General features: G+C 34.9%; 20 protein-coding genes. 15 read left to right on the top strand and 5 right to left on the bottom strand.

What is annotated here, in order from left to right; genetic code table 11:
* Positions 1-15 precede the first annotated feature (15 nt).
* From ACFEMA_RS08595 to ACFEMA_RS08585, 3 genes are all read right to left on the bottom strand, one after another.
* The gene (locus tag ACFEMA_RS08595; protein WP_411767731.1) at positions 16-699 is read right to left on the bottom strand and encodes a class I SAM-dependent methyltransferase; all 684 of its coding nucleotides are present in this window, start codon (positions 697-699) and stop codon (positions 16-18) included.
* A 91-nt stretch (positions 700-790) separates the two neighbouring features.
* Positions 791-1,501: a DUF6090 family protein gene (locus ACFEMA_RS08590; protein WP_411767730.1), complete on the bottom strand. Its 711-nt coding sequence runs from the start codon at positions 1,499-1,501 to the stop codon at positions 791-793.
* A 111-nt stretch (positions 1,502-1,612) separates the two neighbouring features.
* Positions 1,613-2,368 carry a DUF6090 family protein gene (locus ACFEMA_RS08585; RefSeq protein WP_411767729.1) on the bottom strand — a complete coding sequence of 252 codons (756 nt, stop codon included), beginning with the start codon at positions 2,366-2,368 and terminating at the stop codon, positions 1,613-1,615.
* 68 nt (positions 2,369-2,436) lie between these two features.
* Here ACFEMA_RS08585 and ACFEMA_RS08580 point away from each other — a divergent pair, with 68 nt between their 5' ends.
* The 6 genes from ACFEMA_RS08580 (at position 2,437) to ACFEMA_RS08555 (ending at position 6,725) form a co-directional block, all read left to right on the top strand.
* The gene (locus ACFEMA_RS08580) at positions 2,437-2,931 is read left to right on the top strand and encodes a YkgJ family cysteine cluster protein (protein ID WP_411767728.1); all 495 of its coding nucleotides are present in this window, start codon (positions 2,437-2,439) and stop codon (positions 2,929-2,931) included.
* Between the two features lie 11 nt (positions 2,932-2,942).
* A complete protein-coding gene (locus tag ACFEMA_RS08575; protein ID WP_411767727.1) occupies positions 2,943-3,854 on the top strand; it encodes a hypothetical protein in 912 nt (303 codons plus the stop codon).
* Positions 3,854-4,693, top strand: a complete 840-nt coding sequence (locus ACFEMA_RS08570) for a sterol desaturase family protein (protein ID WP_411767726.1) — start codon at positions 3,854-3,856, stop codon at positions 4,691-4,693. The genes ACFEMA_RS08575 and ACFEMA_RS08570 overlap by 1 nt, the downstream gene beginning before the upstream one ends.
* 31 nt (positions 4,694-4,724) lie before the next feature.
* Positions 4,725-5,555, top strand: a complete 831-nt coding sequence (locus tag ACFEMA_RS08565; RefSeq protein ID WP_411767725.1) for a glycerophosphodiester phosphodiesterase family protein — start codon at positions 4,725-4,727, stop codon at positions 5,553-5,555.
* A 144-nt stretch (positions 5,556-5,699) separates the two neighbouring features.
* Positions 5,700-6,155 (top strand): hypothetical protein, encoded by a 456-nt coding sequence (locus tag ACFEMA_RS08560; protein WP_411767724.1) that lies wholly within the window; start codon positions 5,700-5,702, stop codon positions 6,153-6,155.
* 138 nt (positions 6,156-6,293) lie between these two features.
* The gene (locus tag ACFEMA_RS08555; RefSeq protein WP_411767723.1) at positions 6,294-6,725 is read left to right on the top strand and encodes a hypothetical protein; all 432 of its coding nucleotides are present in this window, start codon (positions 6,294-6,296) and stop codon (positions 6,723-6,725) included.
* A 106-nt stretch (positions 6,726-6,831) separates the two neighbouring features.
* On the opposite strand, the gene ACFEMA_RS08550 is transcribed toward ACFEMA_RS08555, so the two are convergent.
* The gene (locus ACFEMA_RS08550; protein ID WP_411767722.1) at positions 6,832-8,121 is read right to left on the bottom strand and encodes an exo-beta-N-acetylmuramidase NamZ domain-containing protein; all 1,290 of its coding nucleotides are present in this window, start codon (positions 8,119-8,121) and stop codon (positions 6,832-6,834) included.
* An 8-nt stretch (positions 8,122-8,129) separates the two neighbouring features.
* Here ACFEMA_RS08550 and ACFEMA_RS08545 point away from each other — a divergent pair, with 8 nt between their 5' ends.
* Together ACFEMA_RS08545 and ACFEMA_RS08540 are read left to right on the top strand one after the other, a co-directional pair.
* On the top strand, positions 8,130-9,362 hold the full coding sequence (locus tag ACFEMA_RS08545) for an ABC transporter permease (RefSeq protein ID WP_411767721.1): 1,233 nt from the start codon (positions 8,130-8,132) through the stop codon (positions 9,360-9,362).
* 81 nt (positions 9,363-9,443) lie between these two features.
* Positions 9,444-10,424 (top strand): PLP-dependent cysteine synthase family protein, encoded by a 981-nt coding sequence (locus ACFEMA_RS08540; RefSeq protein ID WP_411767720.1) that lies wholly within the window; start codon positions 9,444-9,446, stop codon positions 10,422-10,424.
* Between the two features lie 2 nt (positions 10,425-10,426).
* Here the strand turns inward: ACFEMA_RS08540 and ACFEMA_RS08535 are convergent, their stop codons facing one another.
* Complete coding sequence (locus ACFEMA_RS08535) at positions 10,427-10,885, bottom strand: YciI family protein (RefSeq protein ID WP_411767719.1); 459 nt, start codon at positions 10,883-10,885, stop codon at positions 10,427-10,429.
* Positions 10,886-10,970: 85 nt separating this feature from the next.
* On the opposite strand from ACFEMA_RS08535, the gene ACFEMA_RS08530 reads away from it, so the two are divergent.
* The 7 genes from ACFEMA_RS08530 to ACFEMA_RS08500 all read left to right on the top strand — a co-directional run bounded on the left by ACFEMA_RS08530 (position 10,971) and on the right by ACFEMA_RS08500 (position 18,721).
* Positions 10,971-12,245 (top strand): DUF2851 family protein, encoded by a 1,275-nt coding sequence (locus tag ACFEMA_RS08530; RefSeq protein ID WP_411767718.1) that lies wholly within the window; start codon positions 10,971-10,973, stop codon positions 12,243-12,245.
* Positions 12,246-12,257: 12 nt separating this feature from the next.
* On the top strand, positions 12,258-12,485 hold the full coding sequence (locus ACFEMA_RS08525) for a PspC domain-containing protein (protein WP_411767717.1): 228 nt from the start codon (positions 12,258-12,260) through the stop codon (positions 12,483-12,485).
* 2 nt (positions 12,486-12,487) lie between these two features.
* Positions 12,488-13,510: a potassium channel family protein gene (locus ACFEMA_RS08520; RefSeq protein WP_411767716.1), complete on the top strand. Its 1,023-nt coding sequence runs from the start codon at positions 12,488-12,490 to the stop codon at positions 13,508-13,510.
* A 93-nt stretch (positions 13,511-13,603) separates the two neighbouring features.
* On the top strand, positions 13,604-15,226 hold the full coding sequence (locus ACFEMA_RS08515; protein WP_411767715.1) for an alanine/glycine:cation symporter family protein: 1,623 nt from the start codon (positions 13,604-13,606) through the stop codon (positions 15,224-15,226).
* Positions 15,227-15,242: 16 nt separating this feature from the next.
* Complete coding sequence (locus ACFEMA_RS08510) at positions 15,243-16,112, top strand: ComEA family DNA-binding protein (RefSeq protein ID WP_411767714.1); 870 nt, start codon at positions 15,243-15,245, stop codon at positions 16,110-16,112.
* Positions 16,113-16,124: 12 nt separating this feature from the next.
* Complete coding sequence (locus ACFEMA_RS08505; RefSeq protein ID WP_411767713.1) at positions 16,125-17,291, top strand: acyl-CoA dehydrogenase family protein; 1,167 nt, start codon at positions 16,125-16,127, stop codon at positions 17,289-17,291.
* Between the two features lie 8 nt (positions 17,292-17,299).
* Positions 17,300-18,721: a carboxypeptidase-like regulatory domain-containing protein gene (locus ACFEMA_RS08500; protein ID WP_411767712.1), complete on the top strand. Its 1,422-nt coding sequence runs from the start codon at positions 17,300-17,302 to the stop codon at positions 18,719-18,721.
* Positions 18,722-18,779: the final 58 nt, after the last annotated feature.

Genomic DNA, 18,779 nt, shown 5'->3' with positions numbered 1-18,779 from the left:
GTTTAGCGAAGAATCTCATTTTTGAATAGATATCCTCGACAAATAATCATAATGCTCACCAGCCATTACTTTTTCGCAGTGTAAGCCATTGGTAATACATGCGGATTTTAGTGTGTCAAAATCGAGATACAACCATTTCATAGGTTCTTCTTGTTCGCCTTTATAGCTGAGGTAGTAATCGAGTTCACCAAAATAGTGTTCAGAATAGTAGTCATCATACATGTATGAAATGTCTGAGGAATCGATTAATAGTTGTCCATTTGGATTTAGAAGCGATTTTATATGCTTTAAATACTTGGATACTTGTGATAATTCCTGAAAAATACCAGTACCATTCATGAGTATAAGAATGCTATCAAACCTTTCCTTTTCCTCTAAAAGTGATAATTTTTCAACGTTTAAAACACCACGGCTCTTAGCTACCGAAACAGCGCCTTTAGAAGTGTCTATAGCCTTAACATCAAGACCCTTATTCTGTAGCCATAATGAATGACTGCCAGATCCAGAGCCCACGTCGAGAATTTTGCCTTTACTTAATTGCAAGGCTTTTTGCTCTAGTTTTGGCATTTCAGTATAATCCCTGAATAAATAGGGCAGTGGTAGTTCATCGTCGTCCGAAATATTGGTAGACGTTATAAGATCTTCAGTATAATTTCCGTTATGGTAGTCTAATAAAGCTTTGCCAAATAGGTCTTTCATATTTTCTCATTCCTGCTTTCGCAGAAATGACATTAATTTTTATTGGTTAGTGAACTACGAATATATCTGAAAAATTTAATCATAACCAGTATTAATTCAATTCATTATTTACTTCTACCAATCGAGTTAACACCTTCTCTGTGGTGTTTAATAGGTCATTATATTTTAATCCTGTATATCGATTCATCATTTTTTTGGCGGTAATAAAGCCTTGGACGGTTTTAAACAAATCATCTTCGTTTACATTTTCCCAGGACTTTTCTATTAACGGGCCTTTTAAAGAATTAAATTCGTGAAGACCGTATTTTGATGTTATATAATCAATTTGTTTATCAAATCCTTCATTATTTACTTTGATTATAGACCCAGCAATGGCTTGTTGGTTTTGTAAATCTAAAAGAAGTGCATAGGTTTCATTATCAAATAATTCTATTGTGCCATTGGCTTGCATGGCTAAAAAGGTTTTATCATTCGGTGGTCTGTAGGCTTTACTATTGATTCTTAACTCATATCGTGCTATCTTAATTAAGGAATCAACTGTAGCATGTTCCGAAGACAAACGCGAGCTAATTTTTTCTATTGACAGGCTATCATCATTAATATATTTTGTAACCATATTGAGTGTTGTGGTATCTTGTTTTAAATCCTTAATTAAAGATTCTGTATAGGTTTTCCAAGACATTCGCTTTTTCTTGGTCTCATTCCAATTATTAATCTGCAGTGCAATAAGGATTCCGATAACGACTAGTATAATCTCACCAATGGCGTATTTAAAGTAACGACCAGTTTTGTTTTGTGCCATGAGGTTGTATCTTATCCTTCTGAAAAATTTTATCATAATCTATCATTCCTGCTTTCGTAGGAATGGCAACGATTTTTATTGCTTAGTGAACGACGAATATGCCTAAAGAATTTAATCATAACGCTCCAATTCTTTATCTATGGCTCTTATTAAACTATTACAACTCTGAGCAAAATTATTACTTAAACGTATTCTCGTTTGACTTGTATTGAGAAAAAATTCTGCTTTTCTGAAATAGCCTGTATATATTTTAGAATTAGGGTTGTGTATCCAAGTAGTGTCTATATCACTTAAATTTAAAGGCTTTTCATTTAATCTATCTATCAGCAATTCTAAAGGGTAAATATCTTTATTGTAAGCAATATCTTGACCATTACTATTTATCTCTAAAAATGCACTCTCATATCTTTTTGAAAGGCTATAATGCTCATCTATTAGACTTTTTAGATTCTTATTGTTTAGTGAATAAAAACTGCCATTATTCAGCATTTCATTGTAGGTGCTGTTAGTGACTTGGAAGGTCATCCAAGTAGTAGCTATGAGAGAGTCTAAAGTCAAAAATTGATAGATTGAAGGCTTGTTCTTTAATAAGTTAATGCCTTGAGTATTATTCTTTTCGTCTGCTGAATATATAGAATCGATTACACTTAATTGATTAATGTTATTTGTCAATTCCTCTTTTAAGTTGCTTAAATAATTTAATTCCTGTTTGTCACTCAACCTATTTTGATTCCAGTTATTTATTCCTAAGGCTAACAAAATACCTATCATTACAAGGATGATTTCGCCGATGGCGTATTTGAAATAACGACCTGTTTTATTTTCATTCATAAGGTTGTATCGGATTTTCCGGAAGAATTTTAGCATAGTTGGTTGGTAGTAAGTATTCAAATATAGATAAAAAGAGTATCAATTAGTTTCGGTAATTTTGTGTTATGCAAGACATTATCAAAAATCTACCAAAACACGCAAAGGAAAAGCAAAAAGAAAATAGAACCTTTTTTGCTAAACTTCAAAGAAAGCCACCTAAGCATTTGGACTATACCATGCAGGAATTGCATGAGGCTGAGTTTGAAAGAACGGATTGTTTGGAGTGTGCCAACTGCTGTAAAACAACGGGCCCCTTGTTTACGGACAAGGATATTTCTCGCATTTCAAAATTTTTTAAAATGAAGCCTAAAGAGTTTACGGAACAATTTTTGAGGATAGATGAAGATAATGATTATGTGCTGCAATCAGTACCGTGCACTTTTTTGGGAGCTGATAATTACTGTTCTATTTATGAGGTAAGACCAAAAGCATGTCGGGAATTTCCACATACAGATAGAAAGAAGTTTCAGCAGATATCTGATTTAACGCTTAAGAATGTGGCTATTTGTCCAGCAGCTTATAACATTGTCGAAGAAATGAAAAAGACCATTAAAATTTGATATTAAATACTATGAAAAAGAAAATAACCGTCCTTCTAATTTTATTTTTCTCTCTTAATATAGTTTACAGCCAACAATGGATGAACTCCTTAGAAATGGCAAAGCGTTTGGCATTATCCAATGATAAAATGGTATTGATGGTCTGGGAAGAGTCTGTGCTTGTGCCTTATCCTGCAATAATTAAGGATGAAAATGGTAAACAATTATTTATCAAAAACATGTTTGATGATGAAAGCGTCAGTGAGGTGTTTTGGAACTATTTTGTTCCAGTAATAGTCAGCGATCATCTGTATCCAGATTTATACGAGGAAGTTAAAGGGAAACGGAAGTCTTATATCGATAAGTTTAATGACGATGGCTTTAAAATATTGGATGCCAACGGAACTATAATTAACACAAATCCTATTACTGAAGAATATCTTGATCTCACATCGTTTATCAAAAACTACGGATTAAACACTAAATATTTAGAACAGGAGCTACGCAATTATAGAAAGGAAAAAGATTTTTACTCGGCATTTTACCTAGCAGACAGATACATTGATTATGCTACTCGAGTTAATAAAAAAGTAACTTCAGAATTTATAAACCTTTCTAGTGTTTATCTTAATGAAGCAAAAGACTTTTTAGAGAGGTCTGAGTTAGAGAATAAGCCGACCTTAATGCAGCGTTGTGAGCTATTAGAATTAAAGCAATACTTGGTACAAGCGCGTCCCAGAAAAGTATTGCGAGAATTAGAACGGATGGAGAAAGATCCCGGAATTGAAAAGACCAATGAGTCTCTGAAAGCATTTTTATACTTCACAGCGTACTTTCTTGTCAATGATGAAGAAAATGCTGATAAGTGGAAAAGTGAAGTTTCTTTAGTAGATTTGAAAAAAGTACAGGCAATTGTCGATAGTACTATTGGTCAAAGAAAGTAATGGAAACTTTATTTAATTATTTTGAAACCATACCGTCATCACACCGCAGTTTAATTCTTGTTGGTGGTATTACCTTTTTTTGGTTATTAGAAGGAGCCATTCCGCTTGTTAGATTCAATTATAAAAAGTGGCGCCACGCTATTCCTAACTTCTTTTTTACCCTAACAACTATTCTTATCAACTTTGGGTTGGCATTTCTTTTATTGGCAACAGCTGACTGGGTAAAGGCGAATGATTTCGGAATTATTAATTGGTTACCAGAAATGCCCTTATGGCTCTACGGACTTCTTGGTGTAATGCTTTTGGATTTTTTCGGTGCATACCTTTCTCATTTTGTGGAGCACAAAGTCAATCCGCTTTGGATGGTCCATTTGGTGCACCATACAGACCATAATGTGGATACGACTACTGCCAATAGACATCATCCCATAGAAAGCGTTATTCGTTTTGTCTTTACGCTTTTAGGAGTGTTTGTGGTTGGTACACCTATAGCTATTGTGTTTTTATATCAGTCTCTTTCTGTGGTTTTTACACAATTGACGCATGCCAATATTAAACTGCCAAAATCAGTGGATAAGGCGATAAGCTATGTTTTGGTATCGCCAGATATGCACAAAATCCACCATCACTATGTGTTGCCATATACAGATTCTAATTATGGTAATATTTTTTCGATATGGGATCGCTTATTCGGAACTTATAGGTACATGGACCGTGAAAATCTGGTATATGGAGTCGATGTTTTCTTTGACGAAGAGGAAAATGGAAAGATTGGAAACCTCTTAAAACAACCTTTTCAAAAATATAAACGGCCTACAATCATTCCTGATGCGGAATAACTGTTACCTTTTTATAATACTTTTGCTTGTTATGGGATGTCAACCAAATAAAGGCTTAGATATTCAAGGGCATCGCGGCTTCCGTGGTTTGTATCCCGAAAATTCTCTGATTGGTTTTGAGAAAGCCATCGATTTAGGTGTCACTACATTAGAACTTGATATTGCCATTACAAAAGACAATGAAGTCATTGTAACCCATGAACCTTTTATAAGTCGAAAGATTTGCCTAAACCCGAAGGGTGAAATCATTGACGAAAAGTTCGATATGCAATACAACCTATACAAGATGACACACAATGAGATTAAGCTGTTTGATTGTGGCTCTAAAGTGCATCCTGATTTTTCAGAACAGGAAAAAATAAAGGTGTATAAACCCTTGCTTTCTGAAGTTTTTGACCTGATCAAGCAAAAAGAATCGGATGTTAGGTTGAATATCGAACTAAAATCAGACCCATCCTATTATGGCTATTTCACTCCAAAGCCTAAGGACTACGTTACTATTGTTTTAAACACAATAGAAGAAAATGGATTTTTAGATAAAGTGAACCTCCAATCCTTCGACATTAATATTCTTGAAGAAATCCATAGTCAACACCCTAGTATGAAAATTGCCTTACTCATTGACGGTAATGAAAGCATCGAGGAAAAAAGAGATCAATTATCATTTAAGCCAGAAATCATTAGCCCTTATTTTTTATTGTTGCATAAAGAATTGGTGGTATCGCTTCAAGAAGAAGGTTATAAGGTCATCCCTTGGACGGTGAATACTGAAAGTGAACTAAAAGGAATGCTGAATTTTAGGGTCGATGGTATCATAACAGATTATCCAAACCGACTTTTTACAATTTTAAACGAGGACTAAAAACTAGTCTATTTTACACTTCCTCGAATATTTATTGCGTTTTGAAGATGTTTTTGTGTAGTATGTAAGAAATGGTTTTATGTTAGACTCGGATTAATTAATGACTGTTGAGTGGCACTTTTGTTGAACTTAATGGTTTTTTTAATGCATAAAACTACACTAGTCCTATTATTGGGGCTTATTTTTTCTTCTTATAATTCGGTATTTGGCCAAAATGATTTTGCCAGGATTGAAAAGAATCGGAATATCCGAGCTGAGAGTTTGTATCACGACTTAAACAAAACTAAGGATACACTGATTCTAAGCAGTAGCTCCAAGATTGGTTACGTGTATTCTATAAATAGAGAATATCAACGAGAAATAGATACTTATATCTTTGATTACGAATGTAAAATTCCGTTGACGAATCTAAGTAAAGGAAAACATGTGTTTGCGGTAGGACACATGTCAATGGCCATAGTTTTTGTAATTTATAAATTAGAGGACAACAGAACTGATAACACTATAGTTGCCGAACTACAATCAGCAAAAATTAATTCTGATATTAATTTTCTGGAAACCAATAAAGTATCGGACAACCCTAAGAAATCTCGTCATTAAAGAGATCTAAGTTTGTTATTGCTGTCGTAAATAAGGGGAACTCCAAAATTTACGATATCATTTCTAGCAAACTTTCTTTTACCTACATCCAACAAATCCCAACTTTTTACGTTAGTAGTTTTACTTAACCTATTTATTATGAAAAACATCTCCCTGTGTTTTTTATTAATGGTATTTGTATTGGCGTCATCTACTATTAATGCACAATCTGACTTTGCCAAAATCCGAAAGAATAAAAACTCAAGAGCAGCTGGGCTTTATCACGATTTAAACAAAACTAAGGATACACTAGTTCTAAAAAGTGACAGTAAAATCAATTATGCCTACGCTATTGATACTGAAAATGACTCTAAAAAGACTGAATTCCGTATTGATGGCACCTCCTTCAAAATCCCACTGAATCAATTCAAAAAGGGACGGCATGTTTTTGTAGCAGTACAATCGCCTTTAGAGATTGTTTTTGTGATTAATGTGTTGCAGGATGCAAAGCCTCAATTAGATTTAAAACCACTGAAATCGGTGATAAAAGAAGCTGTTGTTGGCACAGACGAAGAAGAGATTGAGAATTAGAAAAACCTTTATATTTCAATCAAATTCGTCGCTTCGAGTGTTCCGATAACTATCGGAATGTATCGAGAAGTAGAGTTTCATCAAAATTTACTAGATGAAATAAATGTTAGTCGTAAATAAGATATTTTTCTCTTACTTCTAAAAAGGCGGCTAACCCTTCTTGCCAAGTAGCTCTTATTTCAGCTTCACTTTTATCAGATTCTATCTGCTGTTGAAGTTTTGCCGTACCAGCATGGGTCGTAAAATTATCAGTATTAAAGACTTTCGATTTATCTGTGGCATTGGCGTAGGCATCCATGACGTACTTTAAGGTAAACTGTCGTTCTGCATTTATTTTAGACAAATCCACTCCATAACAAGTCTCACCTTTATGCTTTGGGTATTTAGAACCAAAATTGGGTTCTGGTGTGTAGCTAAATGAATAATACTCATTATTTAAAAACGGTGCTCCATAGCGCTGAAACTGAAATTCAGTGCCTCTCCCAGCATTGATATTCGTTCCCTCAAACAATCCTAAGCTAGGATATAGGGTTATAGCTTGGTCATTAGGTAGATTTGGTGAAGGTCTTATTGGTAGACTATAGCTAGAGTTGTGTGTATAATGTTTCGTTTCAATAATCGAAATATCACAGGTTACACCATTTGCAAGCCAACCTTCCCCGTTAATCATTTGCGCATATTCGCCAATCGTCATACCATGCACCAGCGGAATGGGGTGCATACCTAAAAAACTACTATGTTGCTCTTCAAGAATTGGACCATCAACATAATTTCCGTTTGGATTTGGGCGATCTAAAATGACCAACGGAATGTTATTCTCAGCACAGGCTTCCATCACATAATGTAAGGTAGAAATATAGGTGTAAAATCGAACTCCCACATCCTGAATATCAAAAATGACAATATCCAAATCGCTTAGTTGGTCGTTACTTGGTTTTTTATGTTTTCCATGAAGAGAAAAGATAGGTAAGCCGGTCTTATTGTCTTTGCCATCACTCACCAATTCACCCGCATCAGCAGTGCCTCGAAACCCATGCTCTGGAGAAAATACTTTTTTAATATCAATACCCAGAGCCAATAGGGAATCTACAATATGGGTATATAAATTGTCTTCCTTCTCTTCTCTCTTCTCTCTTCTCTTTTTAAAAATAACCGACGTCTGATTAGCCACAATCCCAACACGCTTTCCTTGTAGTAATGGTAAATAGCGTTCCGTTCTATTGGCACCAACAATAATGTTTTTTTCATCCTTTGGCTTCGTGCTTCGAGCTTCCTGCTTCAAACTTTCAGCTGTCACTTTTTCACTTCCAGCTTTTCCAGCACATGATATAACCATTGAGATAATACCGAAAATTATCGGGAATAAAACAGTATTTTTGAAAACCACTAAAGGCATAGACTAGATTGAATTTAGAGTTATTTATTGCAAAACGAATTATTGGTAATAAATCGTATAAAAGTAGTGTTTCGGCACCGATTATTAAAATTGGTATCGCTGCTATTGCTATAGGGATTATCGTAATGTTGGTGGCTATCGCTACTGGTTTAGGTCTTCAGCAAAAAATCAGGGATAAGGTCGTGGCTTTTAATGGGGATATCATTATCGATAATTACGATTCTAATGCCTCGGACGAGTCTCAGGTGCCCATATCTATAAATCAGGATTTTTATCCTGAATTTAAGACTGTTGAAGGCATAAAACATGTCCAAGGTGTGGCTACAAAGTTTTGTGTCATCAGAACTGAAAGTGAATTTGAAGGTGTTATCGTCAAGGGTGTTGGTAAGGATTATCGATGGGATTATTTTGAAGACTTTTTGGTCGATGGGCGGTTACCAAACTTTAAAGAAAATCTCAATAATGAAATTCTAGTATCCCGATATATTGCGAATCGCTTAGCACTGAATGTAGACGATAGGTTTCAAGCATTGTTTGGCGACTCTTTTGACCGTCTGCCACGACAAGTAGCTTTCGAAATTGTTGGTATTTATGACTCTGGATTTCAAGAACTGGATGAAAAATTTGTAATTGCAGATTTAAGACATATTCAGCGTCTCAACAAATGGGAGGAAGACCAAGTAGGAAATTTTGAAGTTTTTGTTGATGATTTTTCAGAGCTTGAAGCTAAGACCATTGAAGTTCATAATAACAGTCATCAGTTCTTAAAAGCAAAATCGGTGAAAGAAAAATATTTTACCATATTCGAATGGATTAAAATTTTTGATAACAACACCTATGGCATTATCGCCATTATGATTTTAGTGGCTGGGATTAATATGATCACGGCATTATTGGTTTTAATATTAGAGCGTACCCAGATGATTGGCATTTTAAAAGCGCTGGGATCTGCTAATTGGTCTATAAGAAAAGTGTTTCTGTATAATGCTTCATATTTGATTGGTTTAGGATTGTTATGGGGAAATCTAATTGGCTTAGGGCTACTATTCGCTCAAAAGTATTTTAAGTTTTTTCCTTTGAATCCACAAACCTACTACGTTACAGAAGCACCTGTTTACATTAGTTGGGATTATATAGTGGCTCTTAATGTTGGTACCTTTATTGTGAGTTTGCTCATGTTATTAATTCCTTCAATAATTGTATCTCGTATTTCGCCAGTTAAAGCGATACGATTCGATTGATTTCTGTGGTAATAAAACATAACTTACTTTTAACTTTCAGCTTCCTACATTTCACGTATTTTTGCATCGCAAAATAAAGACATGGATTACGCAAAAAACATACTCGAAACGATTGGTAATACGCCACTGGTTAAAATAAATAAATTGGTTGAAGAGTTGCCTTGTATGGTATTGGCCAAATACGAAACGTTTAATCCGGGCAATTCCGTAAAAGATAGAATGGCCGTTCAAATGATTGAAGATGCTGAAGCGGATGGTCGTTTAAAACCTGGAGGAACAATTATCGAAGGGACTTCTGGTAATACAGGGATGGGCTTAGCTTTGGCTGCCATCGTAAAAGGCTACAAGTGCATCTTTGTGATTTCAGATAAACAATCCAAAGAGAAAATGGACATTCTTAGAGCTGTTGGTGCTGAGGTTGTTGTTTGTCCGACGGATGTAGAACCCACTGACCCAAGGTCGTATTACTCAGTGTCAAAACGATTGGGTGAAGAAACACCTAATTCTTGGTACGTGAACCAATACGATAATCCAAGCAATACAAAAGCACATTATAAATCAACAGGTCCAGAAATCTGGAAACAAACCGATGGTAAAGTCACACATTTTGTAGTTGGTGTTGGTACAGGAGGAACTATTTCGGGAGTTGGAAAATATTTAAAAGAACAAAATCCGGAAGTTAAGGTTTGGGGAGTAGATACCTATGGTTCTGTATTTAAAAAGTATCACGAGACTGGCATTTTTGACGAAAAAGAAATCTACCCTTATGTCACCGAAGGTATCGGGGAAGATATTTTACCAGAAAACGTAAATTTTGAAATCATCGATGGCTTTACTAAAGTCACGGATAAAGATGCTGCTGTTTACACGCAAAAACTAGCTAAAGAAGAGGGTATGTTTTTAGGGAATTCTGCTGGTGCAGCCATTAAAGGGGTGTTGCAACTAAAGGAGCACTTTAAGCCAGAAGATGTTGTAGTTGTCTTATTCCATGATCATGGAAGTCGTTATGTCGGTAAAATGTTTAATGACGATTGGATGCGTGAGAAAGGGTATATTGACTAAGATTACATCCCTTTTTTCCAAACTTTATCTGAGGCTTCAAGATATTCTGACAAGGCCGCAGAACCATACCAATCATAAAGTTCGGCTTTTAAGAGATTGGCTTTAATAGCTGGGTCAGTTTGTAAAAGCTCTCTGGCTTCTTCTTTGCTTTTTACATTTAATATAAATAGTCCTCGATAAGAATCATCATTCTGTCCAAAAGGCCCAGCAACAACCAATTTGCCAGCCTCAGCCATAGTATTCATATTGCTCATGTGCCCTGCAAAACTTTCGCTTATAAATTCTTTGTCGGTTGTCGTATTAGACCCTGTTTTTAAGATGACGAAAATATAACTCTTCATTCCGTAGTCATCAGCTCCTAATTTGGTGGCAAGTGCTTCATCGTAATTAGGGTTAGTTTCTTGTGCTGATGTTATTTGAAATGAAATTAAGAAGATAAAGAATACGAATAGTGTTTTCATCAGTATAAGGTTTTAAAGACTCTCGAATCTATAAAAATAAAAATAATCTTATTGCTTTAATCATTTTGAAGGCCTATTTTTAAATATGCAAGAAGCCTTTCTACATTACATCTGGAAATTTCAAAAGCTAGACAGTACTAAGTTGATAACTACTAACGGAAAGGCTATTCAGGTTAACAATGTAGGTCAGCATAACTCAAACGCAGGTCCAGATTTTTTTAATGCCCAAGTGCTGATTGGAAAACAATTGTGGGCTGGTAATGTGGAAATTCATATAAAATCTTCGGATTGGTATGTGCATGGTCACGAAAAGGACAAAGCTTATGACAATGTTATTCTTCATGTCGTTTGGGAGCACGATACAGATATTTTTAGAGCAGACAATTCAGTAATCGATACTCTGGTTTTAGAGCCTTATGTGTCAAAATCGATTTTGAATTCCTATAACCATTTAATGTCTAATGAACAACGCTGGATTAATTGCGAAAATGATTTCCCAGACATTGATGACTTTACCATTTCTAACTGGTTAGAGCGTCTTTACATTGAACGCCTAGAGCGGAAATCCATAGAAATTGAAGACTTACTTACGAATTCTAATAATGATTGGGAAGCGGTTCTTTTTAAAATGTTGACTAAAAACTTTGGACTTAAAGTCAACGGAAAGCCTTTTATGAGTTTGGCGGAATCGATAGATTTTTCGGTGGTAAGAAAAACAAAAACAGAACTTTTGGATTTGGAAGCGCTACTTTTTGGCCAGACAGGATTACTGACTGAAGACGTAGAAAATAGCTATTATGTGGATCTTCAAAAGCGATATGATTATTTAAGACAAAAATTTAAACTCAATAATAGAGGTGTTTTACCACTGCAATTTTTTAGACTAAGGCCGCCAAATTTCCCTACAATCCGCCTCTCACAATTGGCAAATGTATTCCATAAACATTCCAATTTATTTTCAAAAATAATAGCAATGTCAAAGCTTGATGAGTTTTACACTCTATTTAATATAGAAACTTCTGAATTCTGGAAAACGCATTATACCTTTTCAAAAACATCTAAAAAAAGTGCTAAGAAATTAACGAAACCTTTTATAGATCTACTCATTATTAATACCATTATCCCTATAAAATTCAGTTATTCAAAATCAAGAGGAGAGAAAATTGAAGATCATATTTTAGAGCTTATTAAGAGCATAAAAATCGAAAACAATAGTATCACCAATACGTTTTTAGAATTAAAACCACTTGAAAAATCAGCATTGACTTCACAGTCCTTAATCCAATTAAAAACCGAATATTGCGATAAAAATAAGTGCTTGCTATGTGCTGTTGGAAATCAATTAATACTCAAAAAATAAGTAACTTGCAGTATGAATCTCTTCTACCGTACATTACTGTATTTTCAAAAACGTGGTTACGATGTTTGCCAACGCATTGCAGACCGTTTGGGAATTAGGGCAAAGATTGTAAGAACCTCTTTTATGTATTTAACCTTCGTAACTGTTGGTTTTGGTTTTGCCTTATATTTGTTTTTAGCATTTTGGATTCGGATAAAAGATATTATATACACCAAAAGAACTTCAGTTTTTGACCTTTAATTATGATTCTACCTTTAATTAAATTCTTTAGGTCAAAAATATATATTGCAGTGGCATTGTTAATTAGTTTATTGATTATCGGTGTTATGGGATTCCGATATGTGTCTGGTTACCCATGGATTGATGCTTTTTACATGACGGTCATTACGATAACCACAGTAGGCTTTTCTGAAGTACAGCCATTAGACCCGGCTTCTAAAATATTTACAATTTTTTTAATACTAGGTAGTGTAGTCATTGTTGGGTATGCCATTTCTGTTATTACAGAATATATATTAAGTAGAAATAATTTTGAAGATATAAAACAGCGACAAATGCAAAAAAGAATTGATAAAATGACCAATCATATTATTATTTGTGGCTATGGTCGAAACGGAAAACAAGCTGCAAAGAAATTATTGGATTATGATAAGGAATTTGTAGTTATTGAAAAGGATAAAGATGTTGCGGAACGGTTTCAAACAGATGATATCCCCTTTGTAGTTGGTAATGCAAATGAGGATGATATCCTTAAATATGCGGGTATAGAACGTGCATCTGTATTGATTACTGCACTGCCAAGTGATGCAGATAATTTGTTTGTCGTTCTATCAGCTAGACAAATTAATAAAGACTTGTCTATTATAAGCAGAGCCTCAGAGGAGACTTCTTATGAAAAATTGAAATTGGCAGGTGCAAATAATGTTATTCTCCCAGACAGAATAGGTGGTGATCACATGGCTTCTTTAGTTGTGGTTCCAGATTTAATTGAGTTTATCGATAATCTTTCTATCGTAGGCGAAAGTAACATCAATATTGAAGAGTTGGCTGTGGAGCAATTGTACAATGCCCAAAAAATGAAAACTATTCGCGATTTGGATTTAAGACGTATTACGGGTTGTACGGTTATTGGTTTTAAAACCGCAAAAGGGAATTATGTTGTTAATCCTGAAGCGGATACCAAATTGGCACCCGGTTCTAAAATCATTGTCTTGGGTCGCCCCGAGCAAATTGAAAAATTAAATTCAGAATACGATATCGACTAGTGCGTCATGTATTTTAACTCGACTGGTTTTAATAACTCAGTTTTTTTTAGCATCTTGTCGCCTTTAAAAACTAAACTAACTAATAATTTTCCTATGAAGAAATATCTTCTTTCAATTTTTGCATTGATAATTCCATTTTTGGGTATTGCACAAGAAAGTGCTTCCGAAAAAATTGATACTGTTTTTAAAGATTATACAAGCTGGTTTGTAGATGCTATTTTTTATGAGATACCATTTTCAGAAACCTATCAAATTCCTTGGGTTTTAATTGTGTTAGTCGGCGGTGCAACGTATTTTACCTTTTACTTCAAGTTTATAAACTTTACGGGTTTTAGAACAGCATTAAAGGTTGTAAGCGGAAAATATGAAGACATTGAGAAGCATGGTGCAGATACATTATACGGTGATCAAACACCAAATGAGGGTGAAGATATTATAGAAACTATACGTGACGAAAGTGCTGACGGAGAAGTTTCACATTTCCAAGCATTAACTGCGGCACTATCTGCAACAGTAGGCTTAGGAAATATAGCAGGTGTTGCTGTGGCCTTATCCATTGGTGGTCCTGGGGCAACATTTTGGATGATTTTAGCAGGTCTGTTAGGTATGGCCTCAAAATTTGCTGAATGTACATTGGGTGTAAAGTATAGAGATGTTGGAGAAGATGGTACAGTTTACGGTGGGCCAATGTATTACTTGTCAAAAGGACTCAAATCAAAAGGAATGGGTGGTTTTGGTAAAGTTTTAGCAGTACTTTTTGCAGTTTTTGTCATTGGAGGATCCTTTGGAGGCGGAAATATGTTTCAAGCTAACCAAGCAGCTGCACAATTTGTAAAGTTGTTTGATTTAGGTGGATCAAATGCTGGACTATATTTTGGTTTAGTAATGGCTGTTTTAGTGGCTATAGTAATTATTGGTGGAATAAAAAGAATAGCCAAAGTAACTGAGAAAATAGTGCCATTTATGGCAGGTATCTATGTGTTAGCTGCCTTAATTATTCTAGGTGCTAACTTTTCTCTTATTGATGATGCATTTACTCTGATATATAAAGGTGCGTTCTCTGGTTTAGGAATTGCTGGTGGTCTTGTGGGTGTAATGATACAAGGTATACGTAGAGGTGCATTCTCAAATGAGGCTGGTGTTGGTTCTGCTGCTATTGCACACTCTGCTGTTAGAACAAAATATCCTGCAAGTGAAGGTATTGTGGCACTTTTAGAGCCTTTTGTAGATACGGTTGTAATCTGTACAATGACTGCCTTGGTTATTGTAATAACAAATTTTGACGGATCATTTATGGAATATGGAGTAGAGGTTAAAGAAGGTGTTGAAATTACTGCTCAAGCTTTTGATACCGTTATTCCTCATTTCTCTATCATCCTAACTGTAGCGGTTATACTCTTTGCGTTTTCAACAATGATTTCTTGGTCATACTATGGTATGCAAGGATGGGTTTATTTATTCGGAAAAGGAAAAATGACCGATTTAATTTATAAAATTCTCTTTTTATTCTTCGTTGTGGTAGGAGCTTCAATTAGTCTTGGCGCTGTCATTGATTTTTCAGATGCCATGATTTTTGCCATGGTTGTTCCTAATATTATAGGGGTTATTTTGTTATCCCCGATAATAAAAAAGGAGCTCAGCAAATATTACAAAGCTATCTCAGTTAAAGATGAAGCAATTGAGGAGGGTGCAGAAGACCTTAATGAGAAATTATAGAAGACAATTCTAAGAAATGAAATCCCACTTCCAGTTTAGTAAACAACAACGGAGTGGGATTTTTTTATTACTATCTGTTATTATCATCCTCTTAGGGGTTTTGTATTTTATTGATTTCAGTCCAGATGAAATAGAAGCAGATAATGAGTCATTAATCGTTTTTCAAAGAGAAATAGATTCCTTAAAACAGGTTGAGCTAGAAAATCGAAAGCCAAAATTATTTCCTTTTAATCCAAACTTTATTACTGATTACAAAGGTTATACCTTAGGCATGTCTACTGAAGAGATCGATAAATTATTAGCGTTTAGAGCTAAGGACCAATGGGTCAATTCAGCAAAAGAGTTTCAAAATGTAACAGGCGTTTCAGATTCATTATTATCGGTAATATCTCCTTATTTTAAATTCCCGGATTGGGTGACTGATCCTAAAACAAAATATACCAACTCTGGGTTTTCATCCTCAAACTCACCAAAGTCTTTCGAACAAAAAATAGATTTAAATAAAGCCACTGCCAGTCAACTAATACGTGTTTACGGAGTTGGAGATAAACTATCTCAAAGAATCATCGATTACCGAGATAAATATAAAGGTGGATTTATAGCAGATGTGGAACTTATGGAAGTGTACGGACTGTCCCCAGAAGTTATAGAACGCATCACTAATGAGTTTACTGTGAAAACACCTAGACCGATAACAACTTTTAATCTTAATTCGGCCACAAGAGATCAATTGGTGACAATTCCGTATATTGATTATGAAATTGCTGCACGCATTATTGAAGCCAGAACCTTGAGAGATGGGTTTAAATCTCTAGATGAATTAACAAAAGTTGAAGATTTCCCAATCTCTAAAATCGAGATAATTAAGTTATATTTACAGCTTTAAAAAAAGCAATTAATGTCAGACTTATATTTTACAGAAGAACACCAATTATTTAGGGAGAGTTTACGCGATTTTTTGAAGAAAGAAGTTGTTCCCCATATTGAAAAATGGGAAAAAACAGGAGAGATAGAACGGTTTATATGGAAGAAATTCGGAGATATGGGCTATTTCGGATTGGCCTATCCTGAAGAGTATGGAGGCTTGGATCTAGATCTATTTTATACCGTTATATGGCTCGAGGAATTGCAACGTATCAATTCTGGGGGATTTTCTGCAGCCATGTGGGCTCATGCCTATTTGGCCATGACTCATCTTAATAAAGAAGGGAATCACGAGCAAAAAGAAAAATATTTAGCTCCAAGTATAGCAGGTGATTTAATAGGCTGCTTGTGTATCACTGAACCTTTCGGAGGTAGTGATGTTGCAGGTATGCGAACGACTGCTGAGAAAAAAGGCGACACCTATGTCATCAATGGATCAAAAACATTTATAACCAATGGTGTCTTTAGTGATTATTTGGTGGTTGCAGCAAAAACAAACCCAGAATTAGGTAATAAGGGTATTAGCATTTTTGTAATGGATCGCGATACACCAGGTATTTCTGCAACAAAGCTTGATAAATTAGGATGGAGAGCATCAGATACAGGTGAAATTGCATTTGATAATGTTGAAGTACCTACTTCTAGTCTTATGGGAGAAGAGAATATGGGCTTTGCTTACATCATGCAGCATTTCTCATTAGAGCGATTGATAATGGGTGTCAATGCTCATGCCCGTGCCGAGTATGCGCTAGAATATGCCAAACAATATATGAGTGAGCGAACTGCTTTTGGACGTACAATCGATAAGTTTCAAGCGTTGCGTCATACGTTTGCAGATTGTGAAACTCAGATGGAAATTTGTAAACAGTTCAATTATTATGTTACCAAGCGATTGGACATGGGAGATTATGTTGTTAAAGAAGCAACCATGTCTAAATTGCAATCTACTAAAATGGCCGACGATGTTATATATCAATGTCTTCAATTTTTAGGTGGTTATGGCTATATGGAAGATTATCCTATGGCAAGGCTGGCAAGAGATAGTCGCCTTGGGCCCATAGGAGGAGGTACTTCGGAGATATTGAAGGAAATCATAGCAAAAATGGTCATAGATAATAAAGACTATAAACCGGCAACATAATTTGTGTTATGAAATTGACCTCAAGAACTTTTTTATACCTACTTATTGTAATTAGTTCTTTTGGCTATGCTCAAATTGAGTTAAAAAGCAAAGTGGTTGATTTCACAAATTTATTGCCCATTGAAAATGCCAGTATTTATATAAAAAATACGACGATTGGCACGGTGAGTAATTCTGACGGAAAATTTGTGTTGTCTGTACCAAGTAGGTTTGAAAACGATACGCTTGTTATTTCATCCATTGGTTTTAAAAGCTACAAAGCTGCTGTCAATAGCTTTATTAATTCTGAAGATATTTTTCTCGAAGAGGATGTTGCTTCGTTAGATGAGGTAGTTATCAATGCAGAGCCTAGACCCACAACTGGCAATGAGATTGTGTTAAAAGCGATTCGAAAATTGGAATCGAACTTACCAGATTCATCCTATCTTCAAAAAGGGTTTTTAAGACATAAAGAGCGGAACAACAAAGAGTTTAAGTGGTTGATTGAAAGTGCTATTACGGTTTATGACTCTGGCTACACTGCGAGTAGCGATAAACATTTAAAGGTTAATGTTGATGAGGTTAGAAAGAGCTACGATCTGCGAGATGTCGATAGCCTTTTTACCTATGTGTCCTACAAAAATCAAAACAATAGCGGATTACGTTTAAACTTAAAAGAAATTGATAGGGAAGACGTCCAAACTTCAGAATTAGTTGAAGCAATAAAATGGAATGACAAACGCGTCAATGGGCTTCAAAATATATTCCAAGGAAAACTTAACCTTCTTAGAAATTCAAAAGATAATAAAGCATTATTTGGTGAAGACATATTAAATAAGCATCAGTTTCAATTAGATACTATTTTAGTAGATAATGACCGCAAAATCTATAAGATTAAAATTTCAGAAAGCTCTGATTTTGTTGGGCTCGACACTAAAGGAATCTATAACGAAGGGTTTAATGCCAATGGCTGGTTATATATTTACTACGACAATTATGCTATAAAGAAAGTGGAGTACGAATTGGTTGCAGCTTCAGAAGTTCAAAAAGAACGAAGTAAGCGATTGTTGGGAACACAGATTAATCATAAGTTGGTCATTAATTATATGGAGTACAATGATAAGATGTATCCAAATTATATCTATTATGAAACTCCAAAATTAGTCAATGTCGCTTTAAAAGCAAAAGGAAAAATCACCGATGCCGAGAAAGACCGATACAATAAAGAAGAACGCTACTACACAACAGTACAAGAAATATTGTTTACAGAAGTCATTTTAGATGAAGCTGTTATAGAACAAGAACTACAATCGGAATGGGATATGGATATATTTTCGCCAAAACCATACAATAAGGATTTCTGGAAAAACTACAACGTGCTTTTAGAAAGTGAAGAAGAAGAAAAGCTCATTCAAGATCTTACAAAAAGAGCCACTTTATTTAAGGATTAAAAAATTTCAAAAAAATTAGTGTCAGTTTTTAAAGAGTTTTTATATTTGCGCCTTCAAA

It is taken from the genome of Winogradskyella sp. A3E31 (assembly GCF_046720935.1).
In the GTDB taxonomy this organism is placed as follows: Bacteria; Bacteroidota; Bacteroidia; order Flavobacteriales; family Flavobacteriaceae; genus Winogradskyella.
Note: the sequence above shows the minus strand (reverse complement) of the source record. Positions and strands in the feature narration are given on the sequence as shown.